At 70.6% G+C, this 18,418-nt stretch carries 12 protein-coding genes; 9 read left to right on the forward strand and 3 right to left on the reverse strand.

Going from position 1 to position 18,418, the window contains the following annotated elements:
• Positions 1 to 116: 116 nt before the first annotated feature.
• Together SKED_RS11740 and SKED_RS11745 are read right to left on the reverse strand one after the other, a co-directional pair.
• Positions 117 to 323, reverse strand: coding sequence for a hypothetical protein (locus SKED_RS11740; protein WP_012867376.1), 207 nt, complete (start codon positions 321 to 323; stop codon positions 117 to 119).
• Between the two features lie 307 nt (positions 324 to 630).
• Positions 631 to 1,473 (reverse strand): SDR family oxidoreductase, encoded by an 843-nt coding sequence (locus SKED_RS11745; RefSeq protein ID WP_012867377.1) that lies wholly within the window; start codon positions 1,471 to 1,473, stop codon positions 631 to 633.
• Positions 1,474 to 1,611: 138 nt separating this feature from the next.
• Here SKED_RS11745 and proC point away from each other — a divergent pair, with 138 nt between their 5' ends.
• The 5 genes from proC (at position 1,612) to SKED_RS11770 (ending at position 7,880) form a co-directional block, all read left to right on the forward strand.
• Positions 1,612 to 2,439, forward strand: coding sequence for a pyrroline-5-carboxylate reductase (gene proC / locus SKED_RS11750; RefSeq protein ID WP_012867378.1), 828 nt, complete (start codon positions 1,612 to 1,614; stop codon positions 2,437 to 2,439).
• A gap of 224 nt (positions 2,440 to 2,663) precedes the next feature.
• On the forward strand, positions 2,664 to 3,848 hold the full coding sequence (locus SKED_RS11755; protein ID WP_012867379.1) for a putative F420-0 ABC transporter substrate-binding protein: 1,185 nt from the start codon (positions 2,664 to 2,666) through the stop codon (positions 3,846 to 3,848).
• A gap of 10 nt (positions 3,849 to 3,858) precedes the next feature.
• On the forward strand, positions 3,859 to 4,968 hold the full coding sequence (locus SKED_RS11760) for a putative F420-0 ABC transporter permease subunit (RefSeq protein WP_012867380.1): 1,110 nt from the start codon (positions 3,859 to 3,861) through the stop codon (positions 4,966 to 4,968).
• 248 nt (positions 4,969 to 5,216) lie between these two features.
• Positions 5,217 to 5,984, forward strand: a complete 768-nt coding sequence (locus SKED_RS11765) for a putative F420-0 ABC transporter ATP-binding protein (RefSeq protein ID WP_342626439.1) — start codon at positions 5,217 to 5,219, stop codon at positions 5,982 to 5,984.
• Positions 5,985 to 6,320: 336 nt separating this feature from the next.
• Complete coding sequence (locus SKED_RS11770; RefSeq protein ID WP_081448088.1) at positions 6,321 to 7,880, forward strand: HNH endonuclease signature motif containing protein; 1,560 nt, start codon at positions 6,321 to 6,323, stop codon at positions 7,878 to 7,880.
• Between the two features lie 89 nt (positions 7,881 to 7,969).
• Here the strand turns inward: SKED_RS11770 and SKED_RS11775 are convergent, their stop codons facing one another.
• Complete coding sequence (locus SKED_RS11775; protein WP_012867383.1) at positions 7,970 to 9,034, reverse strand: glutathione S-transferase family protein; 1,065 nt, start codon at positions 9,032 to 9,034, stop codon at positions 7,970 to 7,972.
• A gap of 283 nt (positions 9,035 to 9,317) precedes the next feature.
• On the opposite strand from SKED_RS11775, the gene SKED_RS11780 reads away from it, so the two are divergent.
• The 4 genes from SKED_RS11780 (at position 9,318) to SKED_RS11795 (ending at position 18,394) form a co-directional block, all read left to right on the forward strand.
• Positions 9,318 to 9,821 (forward strand): hypothetical protein, encoded by a 504-nt coding sequence (locus SKED_RS11780; protein WP_012867384.1) that lies wholly within the window; start codon positions 9,318 to 9,320, stop codon positions 9,819 to 9,821.
• The gene (locus tag SKED_RS11785) at positions 9,818 to 10,402 is read left to right on the forward strand and encodes an HhH-GPD-type base excision DNA repair protein (RefSeq protein WP_012867385.1); all 585 of its coding nucleotides are present in this window, start codon (positions 9,818 to 9,820) and stop codon (positions 10,400 to 10,402) included. Before SKED_RS11780 ends, SKED_RS11785 begins: the two co-directional genes overlap by 4 nt.
• Before the next feature lie 283 nt (positions 10,403 to 10,685).
• On the forward strand, positions 10,686 to 12,926 hold the full coding sequence (locus tag SKED_RS11790) for a HelD family protein (RefSeq protein WP_052293889.1): 2,241 nt from the start codon (positions 10,686 to 10,688) through the stop codon (positions 12,924 to 12,926).
• On the forward strand, positions 12,923 to 18,394 hold the full coding sequence (locus tag SKED_RS11795) for a DUF3320 domain-containing protein (RefSeq protein WP_012867387.1): 5,472 nt from the start codon (positions 12,923 to 12,925) through the stop codon (positions 18,392 to 18,394). The genes SKED_RS11790 and SKED_RS11795 overlap by 4 nt, the downstream gene beginning before the upstream one ends.
• Positions 18,395 to 18,418: the final 24 nt, after the last annotated feature.

Consider the following 18,418-nt stretch of genomic DNA (forward strand, 5'->3'; position numbering starts at 1 on the left):
GTTCTACTGGGGCCGCGCTGCGAGGGACCGAGCACGTGAGCACGTGCACGGTCCGGTGCTGCGAGACCTGTTCTTCCGGAGGCTCGCCGGTGATGGCCGGGTCGACGCCTGTCCGGTCAGTGTACCTGCGCCAGGCGGCGGCCGGCAGCGACGCGGCGCGGGTGGTGGGCCAGCTCGCCCGGTGCTGGTTCGACCGGCAGGGGCGCCAGCGCCGCTGCGGCGTCCGCTGCGCCGCGCGCACGGCGCAGCGAGTAGTCGGAGATGTCCTGGGCGACGAGGGACTCGATGGTGACGACGGAGAGGTCGAGAGCGGTGACAGACATGCGGGGATCCTCGGGTGTGCGTGGCTGGACGCATCCCGGACCTGGTGCGGGTCGGGCTCTCAGCGGGCTGAGGTGACCTGCGGGTGGTCGACGAGATGCACTGCGGTGGAGGTCAGAGGCCTCGACAACACGCAGCAGCCGTGCACACGGCACCGCAGACCGGCGCGTGCGGTGCACGCGCGGCGATGGTCTGGGTGGTGGTCACGAGTAGATGGTGCCAGGAGCGCCGTGGAGAGCGCAAGAGGGAGGACGGGACCGTCACGTCCGCCTTCCCTCGCGCTCGTCCTCCGACGGCTGTCGGTGCCGCTCAGGTGTTCCGCGCCACCAGCGTGTTCGACGCCTGCGCTCGCGGTCGGATCATCAGGTGGTCGATGTTGACGTGGTGCGGACGGGTGAGCGTCCAGGTGATGGCGTCGGCGACGTCGTCGGCCGAGAGCGGCTCGTCGACCCCGGCGTAGACCGCGTCGGCCTTCGCCTGGTCGCCGTCGAAGCGGGTGAGCGAGAACTCCTCGGTGCGGACCATGCCGGGGGCGATCTCGATGACGCGGACCGGCTCGCCCACGAGCTCGAGGCGCAGGGTGTCGGCGATGACCCGCTCGCCGTGCTTCGCCGCGACGTAGCCGGCGCCGCCGGGGTAGGTGCCGTGCGCGGCGGTCGAGGTGAGGACGACGACGTCCCCGCGTCCCGAGTCCCGCAGCGCCGGGAGCAGGGCCATGGTCACCTGGAGGGTGCCGAGGACGTTGATCTCGTACATGCGGCGCCAGCGCTCGACGTCGGAGGCCTCGACCCGGTCGGTGCCGAGCGCCCCGCCGGCGTTGTTGACGAGCGCGTGGACCGGACCGCCGGCCGTGACCTCGGCGGCGAGGCGCGCGACGTCGGCCGCGACCGTGAGGTCGGCGACGACGACCCGCGCCCCGGTCTCCTCGGCGAGGTCTGCCAGCCGGTCGGCGCGGCGCGCGACGGCGACCACGTCCCACCCAGCACGACGCAGGTGCCGGACCGTCGCCGCACCGATGCCGGAGGAGGCTCCGGTGACGACCGCTCGGAGCGGCGTGGTCGGGCGCTCGTCGGGGACGGTGGTCGGCGGGGCGACCTGCCCGTCCGGGTGCTCGCTGTGCTGCTCAGACGGCTCGGGCTGCTGCTGGGACACGGGTTCTCCTCGGGGACGGACGGGTACCGTACTGGTCTAGCACGTCGGTGCTGACCGGGGCGTCCAGTGCTCGCCGCCGGTCCCACCGCGCCCCTGCGCGAGACCCCGCGCCTCCCCGTCAAGGAAGGTCCTCAGCTCATGACCGTCGGATTCATCGGTACCGGGAACATGGCGAACGCGATCGTCCGCGGGATGGTCGGCTCTGGCGGTTTCCCCGCCGGGGACGTCGTCGTCTTCGACCGCAACGCCAGCAAGCGCGACCTCCTGGGCTCCGACCTCGGGGTGCGCGTGGTCGCCTCCGCCGAGGAGCTCGTGGAGGCGTCGGACGTGGTGGTCGTGTCCGTCAAGCCGCAGGGCATCCCCGCGCTGCTCACCGGGCTGGCCGACCAGATCGCCGACCGACGCCGGGTGGTCGTCTCGATCGCCGCCGGGACGCCGCTCGAGCGCCTCGAGTCGTTCCTCACCACCGACGCCGCACCGGGTGCCCAGACCGCGGTGGTCCGGGTGATGCCCAACGTCAACGCGATGATCGGCGCCGGCATGTCGGCGGTGACCGGCAACGAGGCGGCGACGGCCGAGGACGTGGCGACCGTGCTGGACGTGTTCCGGGCGGTCGGCGAGGTCGTCGAGATCCCGGAGTCGCAGTTCTCCACCTACACGGCGATCGCCGGGTCCTCCCCCGCCTTCACCTACCTGTTCATCGACGCGCTCTCCCGGGCCGCCGTCGCGGGCGGCATGCCCAAGGCCCAGGCGACCCAGATCGCCGCCCAGGCCGTGCTCGGCTCCGCGAAGATGGTCCGGGAGTCCGACAAGAGCCCCTGGGACCTCATCGACACCGTCTGCTCCCCCGGCGGGACGACCGTGGCGGGCCTGCTCGCCCTCGAGGACCGCGGGTTCCTGTCGACCGTCGCGCACGGCGTCGGGGCGACCATCGCCCGCGACAAGGAGATGAACGCCGGAGGCTGAGCGGGGTGGGGGCTGAGCGGGGCGGGGCTGAGCGGGGCGGCGCTGCGACCTCTCGACGCAGCCCGGTGACCTCTCGACGCAGCCCGGTGACCTCTCGGCGTAGAGTGTGTGGCCTGATCCCGGACCTGCTGTGGCCCGGTGACGCGCCGCGAGCGATGGGCGCTGATCGTCGGTGCGCAGGTAGCCGCGCCTCCCGTTGACCACCATCTCCTGGAGACCCTCCCGTGCTGCCCGACCGCACCACCGCCCTGCCTGCCGCCGACGTCGCTGCTCTCCCGCCGACCCGGCTGAGGCACGCCCGGACCTCCGCCGCTCTCGCGCCCGTCGCGCTGGCCGCTGCCGTCGTCCTGACGCTCGCCGGGTGCTCCGGCTCAGCACCGACGGGCGGTGCGTCGTCAGCGGGCGCCGTGTCCGAGACGGCTGCCGGTGCTGCCGGCACCGAGGGCGCGACCACCTACCCCGTCACCGTCGACAACTGCGGGTTCGAGGTCACCTTCGGCTCCGCGCCGCAACGGGTCCTCACCGTGAAGTCCTCGACGACCGAGATGCTCCTCGCGCTCGGGCTGTCGGACCGGGTCGTCGCGACGGCCTTCCCAGACGGCCCGGTGCCCGCGTGGCTGGCCGACGCCGCTGCTGGTAACGACGCCGTCGCCACCCCGCTCACCATGCAGGCGCCCGGGCCCGAGGCCGTCACCGAGGTCGAGCCCGACCTCGTCTACGCAGGCTGGGAGTCGAACCTCACGGCAGAGAGCGCCGGTGACCGCGGGACCCTCGCGACGCTCGGGGTGTCCAGCTACGTGTCACCGTCGGCCTGCAAGGGCGAGGCGTACATGCCGGACCCGCTGACCTTCGACGATGTGTTCGCCGACATCACCGAGGTCGGCACCGTCTTCGACGTACCCGCGGCCGCGGAGGAGCTCGTCGCGCAGCAGCGCTCCGAGCTCGACGCCGTCGTGCCCGACGACCGCGGGCTCACCGTGCTCTGGTACTCCTCCGGGACGGACATCCCCTACGTCGGGGCGGGCATCGGCGCGCCGCAGATGATCATGGATGCCGCCGGCCTCACGAACATCGCCGCCGACGTGCACGACACCTGGACCCCCTTCGGCTGGGAGGACGTCGTCGCCGCCGACCCCGACGTGATCGTGCTCGTCGACGCCGCGTGGAACACCGCCGACAGCAAGATCGAGATGCTCGAGGAGAACGCCGCGACCGCGAACCTCACGGCGGTCCGCGAGCAGCGCTACGTCGTGGTCCCCTTCGCGGCGACCGAGGCGGGCGTCCGGAACGTGTCGGCCGTCGTCGACCTCGTCGAGCGGCTCGGCGAGGTGGTGCCGGAGGCGGGCGCGGCGCCTGAGGCCGGCGAGGCGCCTGAGGCCGGCTCCGCCGGCGCGACCGCAGCAGGCTGACGTGGGGCTGGTGGCGGGTTCGACGCCGGAGGCGGACGCGAGGCCTGCAGCGAAGGCGGGCCCGTCTGGGGAGACCAGCCCTGGGCGTCGTCGTGCGCGACCGGTCCCCTGGCTGCTCGGGGCGACCGTCGTCCTGGTGGCGACCGTCCTCGTCGCCGTGACCATCGGCTCGGCCGACCTCGGGGTCGGCGAGGTGTGGCGGTCTGTCGCGTGGCACGTGACCCGGGGTCTCGGCGTCGACGGGCTCCTCTCCGTCGAGCCGTTGAGCGTGCTGCGCGACGGCATCGTGTGGGAGCTGCGGCTGCCGCGCGTGCTCACCGCGGCCGCCGTCGGCGCCGGCCTCGCCCTGTGCGGGGCGGTGATGCAGTCGCTCACCCGCAACCCGCTCGCCGACCCCTACCTGCTAGGCCTGTCCTCCGGGGCGTCCCTCGGTGCCGTCCTCGTGCTGGTCCTGGGGGTCAGCGTGCTGCTCCCGGTCGCGGCCTTCGCGGGCGCGGTCCTCGCCCTCGCCGCAGCTCTCGGGCTCGCCGGGGCTCTCGGCGCGATCACCCCGACGCGGACCATCCTGTCCGGCCTGGCGGTCAGCCAGCTCTGCGCCGCCGCGACGTCCTTCGTGATCTTCTGGTCCGCGACGGGCGACTCCTACCGGGAGATCCTGTCCTGGCTCATGGGGTCGGTGGCCGGTGCCACCTGGGGTTCGGTCGCGATCGCGGGGATCGCCGTGCTGGTGCTCGGCTCGGTGCTCGCACTGTCGGGGTCGGTGCTCGACGCCTTCACCTTCGGCGACTCGTCCGCGGCGGCGCTCGGCGTCTCAGTGGAGCGGACCCGGTGGCTGCTCCTCGTCGGTGTCGCGCTGCTCACCGGGGCGCTGGTGTCGGTCTCCGGCGCGGTGGGGTTCGTCGGGCTGATCCTGCCGCACGCCGTCCGACTGCTCACCGGGGCGCGGCACCGGCTCCTGCTGCCGCTCGCCGCGCTGACGGGGGCGTCGTTCCTCGTGTGGGCCGACACGATCGCCCGGACGGTCTTCGCGCCGCGAGAGGTGCCCGTCGGGATCATCACCGCGGCTATCGGCGCGCCCGTGTTCGCGCTGCTGCTGTGGCGCGGACGGAGGTCGGCGTGACCGGGGCGGAGGGCGGTGCGACCGGAGTGGAGGGCGGTGCGACCGGGGTGGAGGGCGGTGCGACCAGGGCGGAGAACGGCGCGACCGGAGTGGAGGGCGGTGCGACCGGGGCGGAGAACGGCGCGACCCGGGCGAGGACGACGGACCGCGAGGGCGGGCTGAACGGGAAGGGCGGGCTGGCTGGGAAGGGCGAGCTAGCTGGGGAGGGCGAGCTAGCTGGGGAGGGCGAGCTGGCTGGGAAGGCCGGGCTGCGGGCGTCGAGGATGACGTGGTCCGTCGACGGGCGGACGATCGTGGACGGCGTCGACTGCACCGCGCCCGCGGGCGCCCTGACCGGACTCGTCGGTCCGAACGGGTCGGGGAAGTCGACCCTGCTGCGCCTGCTCACGGGGGTCCTGGGCGCAGACCGTGGCGAGGTCGACTTCGCCGGCTCAGACCTGCTGGGCCTGCGGCGCCGGGAGCGCGCCCGCCAGCTCGCGGTCGTCGAGCAGGACGCGTCGGCCGAGCTCCCGCTCACCGTGCGCGACGCCGTGCTGCTCGGACGGATCCCCCACAGGTCGCTGCTGGCGGGCGACAGTGCCGCCGACCACGCGATCGCCGACGAGGCGCTGGCCCGGACCGGGATGAGCCACTTCGCCGACCGGACTCTCTCGACGCTGTCCGGGGGCGAGCGGCAGCGGGTGCACATGGCCCGAGCCCTCGCGCAGCGACCCCGCCTGCTCGTGCTCGACGAGCCGACCAACCACCTCGACATCAGTGCCCAGCTCGAGACCGTCGCCCTCCTCCGAGAGCTGGCCGACGAGGGCGTCACCGTGCTGGCGGCGCTGCACGACCTCTCGCTCGCGGCCAGCGTGTGCGACCACGTGGTCGTGCTCGGCGGCGGCCGTGTGGTGGCTGCGGGCCCGGTCGGCGAGGTGCTCGTGCCCGAGGTGCTCGACGCGGTCTACGGCGTGCGGTGCACGGTGCTGACACACCCGGAGACGGGGAGACCGGTGCTGTCGTTCGCGCTGGCGTGAGGGGCGGGCGGGGCGGGAGGGGCGGGGCGTGGGGGCGGGGTGCGCGGTGCGGGCTGCGCGGTGGCACGGTCCGCCGTGGATGTCAGTGGCGATCCGTAGAATCGGGATATGTCGACGGAAACTCCGAAACCTCGCGGAACGCATGGTCTCGGCCGTGCTGTGCCATCGGGCTCAGAGTCGGTCGCGTCCCCGGGACCTGGCCTCGTGGCACGCGCGCCGCGCGACGATCGGGCGGCGGCCGATGACCGAGCGGCGCCTGCTGAGCGAACGGCGAGAGCGACGAACGCGATGGCGTCGCCCGCCGATCGCTCGGGTGACATGACTCGTATGGATGTCATGACCCTCGCGCAGGCGAACACCCACCTGGGTGATCTCTTCGATGCGGTGGTGGCGGGGTTCGCCGAGGTGGCTGCTGCGCAGGCGCGGGCGGCTGAGCGTGTCGAGGAGCTGCGGCAGTGGTCTTCGGTGGTCGCTGAGGTGGCCGCCCGGCACCGCGGTAAGAAGTGTGCCGACGGGATAGACCTTGGTGACGCGGAGCGGTCTGTGGTTGCTGAGCTGGGGTGCGCGCTGCGCCTGCCCGAACGTTCGGCGGGCGCCCTGGTGTCGGAGTCGAAGGCACTGGTCCACGAGCACCCCGCCACGATGGCTGCGCTGCGTGAGGGGCAGGTGTCCTACCGGCACGCGCAGGCGGTCCTGGACGCGACCGTGGGCCTGGACGAACCTTCGGTCCTCGAGCTGGACGCGTTGCTGGCCCTCAAGGCGCAGACGTTGACGGTCTCTCGCCTCAAGACCGTCGCCCGGCGTGAGCGTGAGCGCCGCGACTCACGTCCGCTGGTCGAGCGACACCAGGTCGCAGCCCAAGACCGTCACGTCGAGCTGCACCCGTGCGGGGACGGCATGGCGTGGCTGCACCATCTGCTGCCCGCGGTCCAGGCCACCGCGATCTTCCACCGCCTGACCGACATCGCGACGGCGGTCCAAGGCCCCGACGAGCCCCGCACCCTGGCCCAACTGCGCGCTGACGCGAGCGTCGACCTGATGCTCGACGACGACGCACGGACCGCCCTGACTGCCGCCCCAGTCACGAGCGCGGACGACAGCAGCGACGACCGCACCGTCGAGGCCGACACCGCTGCGCAATACACCGCGGGCAACCCCCGTCAGTCGATCGCGGGCATCGCCGACCGTGTCTCCCTGGGTGGCATCAAGCCCCAGGTCGCCGTCACCATCCCCGTCATGACCCTGCTCGGTCACTCCGACGAGCCCGGAGACCTCGCCGGCCACGGACCCATCGACGCTCACACCGCCCGCCGGCTCGCCGCCCAGGCACCCAGCTTCCTGAGGATCCTGACCCACCCCGAGACCGGCACCGTTCTCTCCGTAGGCCGCGACCGCTACGCAGTCCCCGCAGACCTCAAGTCCTGGCTGCGCATCCGCGACGAGACCTGCCGATTCCCCGGATGCTCCCGCCGAGCACAACGCTGCGACATCGACCACGTGAAGGACTGGGCCCACGGAGGAACCACAGACCACCACAACCTCATCCACCTCTGCCGCCACCACCACCGCCTCAAGCACACCACCTGGACCGTCCGCACCGAACCAGTACACCGACCACCGACCCAGCCACCGGACCGCGGCTCAGGCGGTCGCGACCCAGACCACGACGACCAGAACGACGACAACCACGAAACCCACGAAACCCACGACCACGAAACCCACGAGCACCTAGCCCCCACGGCCGACGTCGTGCGCTGGACCGCGCCCACCGGGCGCGACTACCTCGACCACGCCGCACAGGAGCTCGCTCGTCGACACGCGGTCGACTCAGGGGCCCGTCACACCACACATGTCGATCGGGGTGAGTCTCAGTTCCCTGACGACCCACCGTTCTGAGCCACAGGGACCCGGCGGCTCCGTTGCTCCGACCATGGTGCGGTCCTCGGGGTACCAGGACCGCACATGCGTTCTTCCAGACCTCCGACTCAGCCGCGCATCGCGTCTGCTGTGTGCTGAGGGTCGACCTCTTCGCCCGCACGCACGGGTCCCGGAGGGGTGCCGTCACCGAACGGCCGGCCGCCGAGCGCGGCCCGGTCGTGCGGCGCGAGCCAGCCGCTCAGGTCGGGTCCCTGGGGCACGATGCTCGTCGGGTTGATGTCGGTCTGCACCACGTAGTAGTGGTCCTTGATGTGCTGGAAGTCGATGGTGTCGCCGAAGCCCGGGGTCTGGAACAGGTCACGGGCGTAGTCCCACAGCACCGGCATCTCGGTGAGCTTCGAGCGGTTGCACTTGAAGTGACCGTGGTAGACCGCGTCGAAACGGACCAGCGTCGTGAAGAGCCGGACGTCCGCCTCGGTGATCGTGTCCCCGACCAGGTATCGCTGCGTCGAGAGCCGCTCTGACAACCAGTCGAGCCGCGAGAAGAGGCGCGCGTATGCCGCGTCGTACGCCTCCTGCGATCCGGCAAAACCGCAGCGGTACACCCCGTTGTTCACGTCCTTGAAGACCGCGAGCGCCACCTCGTCGATCTCGGCCCGGAGGGCCTCCGGGTAGAGGTCGGGGGCGCCCTCGCGGTGGTGCGCCGACCACTCCGTCGACATGTCGAGGGTCATCTGCGCGTAGTCGTTGGTGACCACCTGCCCGGTGGTCTCGTCGACGAAGGCCGGCACGGTGATGCCGCGCTCGTAGTCGGGGAACCGTGCGAGGAACGCGTCCTGCAGGCGCGGGATCCCCAGGACCGGGTCGAGCCCGTCAGGGTCCAGGTCGAAGGTCCAGGACCGCGCGTCGTGCGTGGGGCCGGTGACTCCCATGGAGATCGCGTCCTCGAGACCGAGGAGGCGACGGACGATGATCGCCCGGTTCGCCCACGGGCAGGCGCGGGACACCACGAGCCGGTAGCGGCCTGCCTCGACCGGGTACCCGTCGCGGCCGTCGGCGGTGATGCGGGTGGCGATGTACCGGTCGTCGCGGGTGAACTCGGTGCCTGGGGTCACGTAGGAACCGGCCGTGCTCTGGTCGTCTGCGGTCGTGGGGTTCGCGTCGTCAGCCATGATGCAATCTTGCATTACCTGGCGACGGCTGGCAGTCCGGGGCCTGGAGGTGCTGCGCCGGTGGCTGTGGCTGTGGCTGTGGACGTGAATGTAGATGTGGCTGTCGCTGTCGCCGAACATCACCCGGACGACCTCCGCGTCCTCCACCGGCGTCCGGTCTGGTGCCCGGTACCTTCGTCGTCGACCTACCAGCGCCGCGACCTCCCGACAGCTGAGACCCGGCACCGGCAACAGACACCGGTCACGACGCCACCGCGCACGACCCGACCATCAGAGGAGCATCATGGGTGAGCTGATCGGCGAGGCCATCGGCCTCCTGGTCGAGACGGTCTTCGGCGGAGGCTCGGGTCGCGGACGTCGACGTCGCGCACGCCGACGGATGGACGAAGGCGTCCTCCGGTGCCACGTCCGGATGGTCAGCGGTCGCGTCCCCGGCCTGACGAGAGAGCTCGCGGACGTCGAGCTCGAGCTGTCCCCTGGGGCCCTGGTCTGCCGACGTCGCGACGACCGTGGCCGTGCCATCAGCATCGACGAGGTCACCCTTCACCCCGCGACGAGCCCGCCTTCCCGTGAGGGGGTGCCCTACGGGTTCTCGCCGGAGGTCAAGGTCTCGCTCGTCGTCACACCGAAGATCACGATGGAGGTGTGGGCCGAGGAGGACCTGCTGGTCGACGCCGTCGGCCTCGTGCACCCGCCGTCGGCCGTCCCGGGGTGCGCCACTGCCCCACACTCCCCCGCCCCCGTCGACTCCCCTGGCTCCGCCTCCGGTGTCATGATGGGGAGATGACTCTCGACCTGTGGCTCACCGGCGACCCCGAGGCCGACCGGCTCCTGTCTGACGACCCGTTCGCGCTCCTGGTGGGGATGCTTCTCGACCAGCAGGTGACGATGGAGTCCGCCTTCGCCGGGCCGCAGAAGCTCGCCGAGCGCATGGGCGGGCTCGACGTCCGGAAGATCGCCGAGGCCGACCCGGACGAGTTCTCCGGGCTCTGCGCCACCAAGCCTGCGGTGCACCGGTACCCCGGGTCCATGGCCGGCCGGATCCAGGCCGTCGCCCAGGAGGTCCAGGCGACGTACGGCGGTGACGTCACCCGGCTGTGGACCGACGACGACCCCGACGGCACGACCGTGCTGCGCCGCCTCAAGGACCTGCCGGGGTTCGGGGCGCAGAAGGCGTCGATCTTCCTCGCCCTCCTCGGCAAGCAGTACGGCGTCCAGCCCGCAGGGTGGCGTGAGGCAGCGGGTTCCTACGGGGACGCCGACGCGCGACGCTCCATCGCGGACGTCACCGACGAGCAGAGCCTCGAGGAGGTGCGGACGACGAAGAAGGCCGCGAAGGCCGCGGCCAAGGCGGCGAAGGCTACGTAGCGCACCGCCGAGCGTCGATGTCAACTCCGCCGTCCCGCGCCGAGGCCAGCGCTAGGGCAAGATCTGAGGCCGCGGATGCCAACGGCTGCTCCGTACCCGTGGGCGCGTAGCTTCTCGCGCCGTCGCCGGAGCACGGAGCGCGCGCAAACTTCAGCCGACGACCTCACGGATGACGACCACGAGCGCGTCTAGGCTCTGCCCTGGTAGAAGAGCCGAGGTCCGCCGTCGGATGTCGGCTCGCACGCTTCCCGGTGCAGCTACCCAGGGGACGGAAGGACAACCGGTGTCGACTCACCACCCGGATCTGCTGGACGAGCAGAGGTATCTCGATCACGCGCACGACCTGCTGGCTCGTGGCCATGCTGACTCCGAGGCGACGATCGCGGGCTTTGTGCCGAACGACAAGGCGAGCGCCGCTGCACTACGCCGCGCCCTGGACATCATCCGGGACTCGAAGGGCACCGGCACGCTGATCTTCGGCCGGGCAGACACCCCCGAGGATCGTCTGTACATCGGCCGGCAGAGGGTCTACGACGAAGGACGAGACCTCAAGGTCATCAGCTGGCACGCTCCCGCAGCCGCGCCGTTCTACACAGCGACCGTCGACGATCCACGAGGGCTCGTCCTGAAACGGACCATCATCGAGGAAGAACGGCGTGTCGTCCGTCTGATCGACGAGATCGTGGCCGCCGCGAGCTCTGATGCTCCCGACCTCACACCGTCGACTTTCGGGGACGCTCTGCTCGCCGAGCTGGAACGCTCTCGCGACGGGGCGATGCGTGACGTGATCGCGACCATCCAGGCCGAGCAGTACCGGATCATCCGCAGCGCGGCCGAGGGCACCGTGGTGGTCCAGGGCGGTCCGGGGACGGGCAAGACCGTCGTCGGCCTCCACCGCGCCGCATGGCTGGCGTACAACGTCGAGAGCCTTCGTCGCACGGGGATGCTCGTCGTCGCCCCCACCCCGAACCTCCTCACGTACATCAGCGCCGTGCTGCCTCTGCTCGGTGTCAGCGACGTCATGCAGATCCACCTCCCTGCCCTCTACGGAGGCAGCGCCGTGGTGGGCCGGGTCGAGCGGTGGGAGAGCGACCGCACCAAGGGTGACGCATCGATGGCCGAGGTGCTCCGACGAGCTCTGTCCGACCGTGTCGACCGAGACCCTGGGGACGTCACCTTCACGGTCGGCGCCGACCGGATCACGATCCCTGCCGCATCGATGCGGGACGTGGTGGCCGACGCGTTGTCCCGCGACCTCGCGCACAACGACGTCCGTGACGTGCTCCGCCAGACCCTGGCCCAGGTCGCGCACTCGAGCTACCTCGCACACCAGAGAGAGATGGGACGACCTGCCGTCGCGACGGCATCGACGATCCGCCGGCTCAACACCATCACCAACCTGCTCGACCGCGTCTGGCCGCGGTTCACCCCCGAGGAGCTGCTCCGTGGGCTCTACGGCACCCAGTCGTGGTTGGTCTCGGCGTGCGACGGGGTACTCACCGTTGACCAGCGCGCCGCGCTGTACCGCGCTCCGGAGAACGCCCTCAGCGAGGAACGTTGGTCGGTCGCTGACATCTTCTGCCTCGACGAGCTCTCGCACCTCCTCGACGGTCCGCCAGTCTCCTACGGGCACATCGTGGTCGACGAGGCACAGGACCTCTCCCCGATGCAGGCACGATCACTCAGCCGGAGGTGCCCGACAGGCTCCTTCACCCTCCTCGGAGACCTGGCGCAAGCCACCGGTCCTTGGGTCCGCGACACGTGGGACGAGCTCCTGCTGCACGTCGCACCACCGAGCCACATCGTCGAGGAGCTGTCGATCGGCTACAGAGTGCCTGCCACGACGCTCGACCTCGCAGCCCGTCAGCTGGGCTACATCGCCCCAGGCCTCACGGCACCTCGTTCTATCAGGCCCGGCAGGAACGACCCCTCGGTGAGACACGCACCCGCCGAGGTGCTCGGCTCCCGGCTGGCCGGTCTCGTCGGCTCCCTCCTGGCTGACTCGTTGAGCACGGCGGTGGTCGTCGACGACACCGACTTCGACCGGTGGGACGCCGAGCTCACGACGCTCGATGTGCCCCACGGAGACGGTCGGGCGGGCGACTTCTCGAGCGCCTGCACCCTCGTCCCGGCATCGCTGGCCAAAGGGCTCGAGTTCGACGCAGTCGTCCTGGTCGAACCGGCGAAGATCGTCGAGTCGTCTCCGCACGGCCGTCGGGTCTTGTACGTCGCCATGACACGGTGCACGCACGAGCTCCATGTCCTGCACACCCTGCCGCTACCCTCAGGGTTCTCGGACCTGATCGACCACCCTGCCGACGACGATGCGACGTCCGTCGTGGATGGTCCCGGCTGGGACCCCGTGCCCGACGCCGCTCCGCCTGCACCAGCCCCGGACTCCGACGACGCGCTGCGCTCCAGGGTGATGTCCGACCTGGGTCGCCTCTCCCCCCACGACCTCACGCTGGTCGCCGCGCTCGTCGAACGGCTCGCTACCCCCACCGAAAGACTGGATCACCCGTGACTGCGACGACCGACCTCTCCACGACCGCCGGCGAACGGCTCGCGAAGCAGCTGGACAGGTGGCGCAGGGAACTGATCACCCTCGACCGACGCCAGAGGCTGCTCTACTTCAAGCACACGAAGAGCGCGTCGCTCGAGATCGAGATGACGGACCCGAGCCACCTCACCGATCTCGTGAGCGAAGGTCCGGTCCTCATCCGTCCGCGACCAGAGCAGAGCACGGAGCTGGTCGGGCACGCGGACGACAGCGCCGCCGGACGCAACGACGACAGCTCGTTGCACGTGGTGGGGAAGACCGAGTCCGAGCTGCGCTCGAGCCTGCGTCGTCTCGACCAGGTGTCCCAGCAGACCTTCGCCGACCGAGGGACCTGGACGCTCTACCTCACCGTCGGGATCCTCGAGTGGGAGGACCCTCAGGACCGGAAGCCCGTCCTCAGCCCTCTCCTGCTCCTGCCTGTCGTCCTCGGCCGGAACGGAGCAGACCAGCCGTACACAGTCCGGCGCACCCACGACGAGGCCCTGGTGAACCCTGTGCTCCGCTTCAAGCTCGAGGAAGACTTCGGGGTGGCCCTCCCCGAGGTCGACCCCGACGACTTCGAGGCCGACGACCTCCTTCTCGACATCCAGAAGGTCGTCGCACAGCACGGCTGGACCGTCCACGACCGTTCGGTCCTGACGTCCTTCTCGTTCCACAAGGAGGCCATCTACAAGGACCTTCAGGAGAACGAGCAAGCCATCGGAGAGAGCGGGCTGGTGCAGGTTCTCGCCCTGGGCCCCGACGCCCCCTCGGCAGGCACCTTCGGCTTCGCGCCCCCGGACGACGCCACACTGGACGACTCGACTCCGCCCGAGACCCTCCACAACATCCTCGACGCAGACGGTAGCCAGCGGAAGTGCATCATCGCTGCACTCGACGGCAAGAGCTTCGTGATGGACGGACCTCCGGGGACCGGTAAGAGCCAGACCATCGCGAACATGATCGCGGAGCTCATGGCGAACGGACGGAGCGTCCTCTTCGTGAGCGAGAAGATCGCCGCGCTCGACGTCGTGCGCAACCGGCTGGCACAGGTGTCCCTGGACTCGTTCGTCCTCGAGCTGCACAGTGCCGCAACCACGCGCAAGCACTTCTCCCAGGTGCTGGGGACAGCACTCCAGAACCGCGTCAAGGCGCCGCCTGCCCTGTCCGCAGCGGACCTCAACGCGCTCGCGACCACGCGCGGCCGGCTGTCTGGGTACGCGGCGGCCATGAACGAGCTGCGGCCGACCTTCAACCGCAGCATCCACTGGGCTCTCGGACAGATCTCCCCGCTCGACCGCCTGGCTCACCTCCGCGCGCCCGCGGACCGCCGCTGGAGCCAGCTGTCCGACAAGCGCCTCGCGGAGATCGAAGAGCACGCAGGTGCTCTCGGCCGTTCCTGGGACCCCGTGACACTCGGCGACCGATTCATGTGGCGTGACGTCCGCGTCGCCTCCGGCACGGCGGACCCGGCACGTCTGCGCCGAGAGGTCGTCGGCGCCCACGACGCGGCTGGGCAGCTCGCCTCGCTCTGCGAGGCGGTCGACCACGACCTCCAGGTCAGGCTGGGTCGCACCTCCGAGGCCGCCGGGATCAGGGGCTCGCTGCTGTCGGTGCTCGAGGCGCGCCCCGCCTCGGCCGATCAAGCCCACCTCACCGCTCGAGACCTCGACGGCGTCTCGCGACGCGCGACGGTACTCCGAGAAGCCTGCTCCGAGCACCGAGCCGTGATCCAGGAACTTCTCAGCACGATCGGAACCGGCTGGATCCAGCTCGAGCCCGACGGGCTCGAGCAGCTGGCGGGGATCACGACCCCGCACGACCTCTGGACCGTCCCCTCTGACCTCACAGCATCCGCGCTCGCCGAGGCGGTCGACATCGCAGAGAACCTGCCTCTCGTCATCGCTGAGGTTCTCCAGGACGGGCGTCGCCTCGCTGCTGCCTTCGGAGTAGAGCCGGCGTCCCTCTCTCTGAGGCGGACCGAAGACCTGGCTGCCCTCGCCGATCTCACCATGGAGTCGGCACTCCCGGAGAGCAACTGGCTCAACCCGGTGCTCGCGCACGCGATCGAAGAGTCTCAGCGCGTCCTCACGGGCCTCGTCAGCATCGTCGTCGCCAACCGTGACCGGATGGCGTCGACGTTCACCCCCGAAGTCCTCGAGCTCGACCTCGTCGGGCTCAAGACACGTTTCGCGGGACCGAACACCGGCTTCGGTCGCTTCTCGAGCCAGGCCCGCGCTGACCGCAAGACACTCCGCGGGGTCTCTGTCCGCGGAAAGGTGGACAAGGTCCTCCTCTCCTCCCTCGACGACGCAGTCGCGTGGCAGCAGTCAGCGTCTCAGCTCGATCGGGGCGAAGGCGAGCACGGCGCACGTCTCGGTTCCTACTACCAGCGGACCGACACGGACTTCGAACGTCTCGGCAGGGCCCTGGGCGTCGCGCAGCGCGCGGTCCAGCTGGCCGGCGACGACCTGGACCCGACCGTCCTTGGGCGCCAGCTGAGCACCGAGCGGGTCGCCGACCCATCGATCCCGTCGACCGCTCGCCGGCTCCGGTCGAGCCAGTCGTCCTTCGCGGAAGGCGCTCGGCGAGCCTTCGGCGACGCGGCCGCGTCCCGCCTCTCGGAGCTCCCGCTGACCGCTGTGGCCGACCTGCTCGTCGACCTCACGTCCCGGCTCCGACCACGGCTCACCCTCCTCCAGGAGATCGCCGCCGTCGCAGGCGCCAACCTGACGGTCGCATCTGCCTGCACCGCGCTCGAGCGCGCCGGAGCGGCCTCCGACGCGGAGGCAGAGGTGCTCAACTCCTATGCGGACGACCGGCTCGACCTCGGGGCCGCTTACACCGGGCTAGACACCGACTGGGACGCCCTAGAGTCGGCGCTCGAGTGGGCCGAGAAGGTCCGTGCGCTCGTCGGTACGAGCGTGTCTCCGGCGAGCGCAGATCGATTCTTCTCCCCGACCCTGGCATCGACCGATCTCGCGCCGACACTGACCCGGTGGGTCACGGCGCGTGACCGGTTGGTCTCGTCATTCGCGCCATCGCGCGGGACCGACCTTCTCGCCGACCTCGACTCAGACCTCGACGAAGCGTCGATGCTGCTCGACGACATGGTCAAGACCTCGACGACAGAGATCGACACGTGGCTCCGGTTCACCGAGTCGGTCGACTGGCTCGAGAACAACGAGCTCCGCGAGCTGGTGGACGAGATGGCGCGAGAGAAGACCCCGTCGGACCAGGTCGCCCTCGTGGTCCGCAGGGCCGTGATCGAGGCCTGGGTCGACGCGGTCTCCGCCGAGGACCGTCGACTCAGCGACTACCGCCCCGACGACCGGGACGCCCTGGTCAGTCGTTTCAGAGAGCTGGACGAGCGTCTGGTGAGCCAGAGCAACGGTGCCGTGATCGCGGCATGCAACCAACGCCGCCCCGTGTCGGACTCGAGCCGAGGCGCCCAGGTCATCAGGCGCCAGGCGGAGCTGAAGTCGCGGCACAAGGCGATCCGACAGGTGCTCACCGAGGCGGGGGACGTCGCGATCGCGCTCAAACCGTGCTTCATGATGAGCCCGCTCGCAGTCTCGCAGTACCTGCCGTCGGACATGCGGTTCGACGTCGTCATCTTCGACGAGGCGTCCCAGGTGCTCCCGTCCGACGCCATCAACTGCATCTACCGCGCTCGACAGCTCATCGTCGCCGGTGACCAGAAGCAGCTGCCCCCGACCAGCTTCTTCGCGTCCGCCGCGTCCGAGGAGGAGGACGACGACGAAGCCCTCGCCGACTTCAGCTCTGTGCTGGACCTGTGCAAGGGGTCGGGTGGTCTCCCGTCCCTCCCCCTGTCGTGGCACTACCGGAGCGACCACGAGGACCTCATCGCCTTCTCCAACTACCGCTTCTACCGTGGGGAGCTGTTCACCTTCCCGAGCGCCCAGCGGACCGGCGCCGACGTCGGCGTGGAGTCGTTCGTCGTCGACGGCACCTACCGTCGCGGGACGACCCGCGACAACCCCGTGGAGGCCGCCGCGATCGCGGACCGCGTCATCCTCCACGCGACCCAGCACCCGGAGCTGTCGGTCGGGGTTGTGACCTTCTCCGGGGCACAAGAGGACGCGATCCTCGCTGAGCTCGAACGACGCTCCGTCGACCACCCCGAGGTCTCCAGGCTCCTCAGCTCTCACGACAGGCTCGACGGCTTCTTCGTCAAGAGCCTTGAGAACGTCCAGGGAGACGAACGAGACATCATCCTGTTCTCGATCGGCTATGGCCCGGACGAGGCCGGGAAGATGACGAACAACTTCGGCCCGCTCAACAAAGAAGGTGGCTGGAAACGGCTCAACGTGGCGATCACCCGTGCGCGCAGGCGGGTCGAGGTCATCAGCTCGTTCCGGCCTGGGGCTATCCAGTCGTCGAACGACAGCGTCGTCGCGCTCGCGCGCTACCTAGACTTCGCTGACCGCGGCGTCCAGGCCCTCGCACTCGAGTCGGCAGAGAGCCTCGGCGAACCGGAGAGTCCTTTCGAGGAAGACGTGATCCGCGAGATCCAGGCCATGGGATACGACGTCGTCCCCCAGGTCGGCACCGCCGGCTACCGCATCGACATCGGAGTGGTCCACCCGACGGAACCTGGCCGTTTCATCCTCGCCGTAGAGTGCGACGGTGCTGCGTACCACTCGTCGAAGGTCGCACGTGACCGTGATCGCCTCCGCGAAGGTGTGCTCACCCGGCTCGGCTGGACCGTCTTCCGCATCTGGGGCCTCAGCTGGGCACGAGACCGACGGACCCAGGTCGAGCGGCTCCGGCGCGCGCTCGCCGAGGCCACCGACGCGCGCGAGGCGCCTCGTCCCGTGCTGCTGGCGCGCGACGTCGTCCAGGTCGAGATCGAGACCGTGGACCTCTCGGCTCCGCCCGCCTGGGCGGTCGCCTACGAGCCGGCCGACGTGTGGCCGAGCTACGAGCACGACCAGTGGCACGAGCCGGAGGCCAGGCCCGCTCTGCGGCGAGCCACCGAGGACTTCCTGAGCGTCGAGGCTCCGGTCCACCGCGACCTGCTCGACGCGGCGCTGCGTCAGGTGATGGACATCGGCCGCATCGGCGCACGGATCCGCAGCAACATCGACGCGGCACTCGACGCGGCGCGGGTCGACGGTGCGCGTGTCTCCACCGACGGCGCGGGCTTCATCCGGGTCTCCGGGGCCGAGCTGCCCTCTCCCCGTGTGCCGGGTGCCGTAGGTCAGGCCCGCAAGATCCGGCACGTGCCTCCCGAGGAGCTCGACCTGGCAGTGGTGGGCCTCGTGCAGGACGCGATCGCCATCGAGGGTGACGACCTGAGACGAGCTGTCTCGCAGCTCTTCGGCTGGAACCTCACGGGCGAGGCTGTGTCCGCGATCGAGAGCGCCACCTCGCGAGTGGTCCACAGGGGAGATGTCCTCCTCGCGGGCCGTTCGTACCGAAAGCCATGAGGCTCAGCGTGCATGTCCGCACGA

This window comes from Sanguibacter keddieii DSM 10542, from assembly GCF_000024925.1.
Lineage (GTDB): Bacteria > Actinomycetota > Actinomycetes > Actinomycetales > Cellulomonadaceae > Sanguibacter > Sanguibacter keddieii.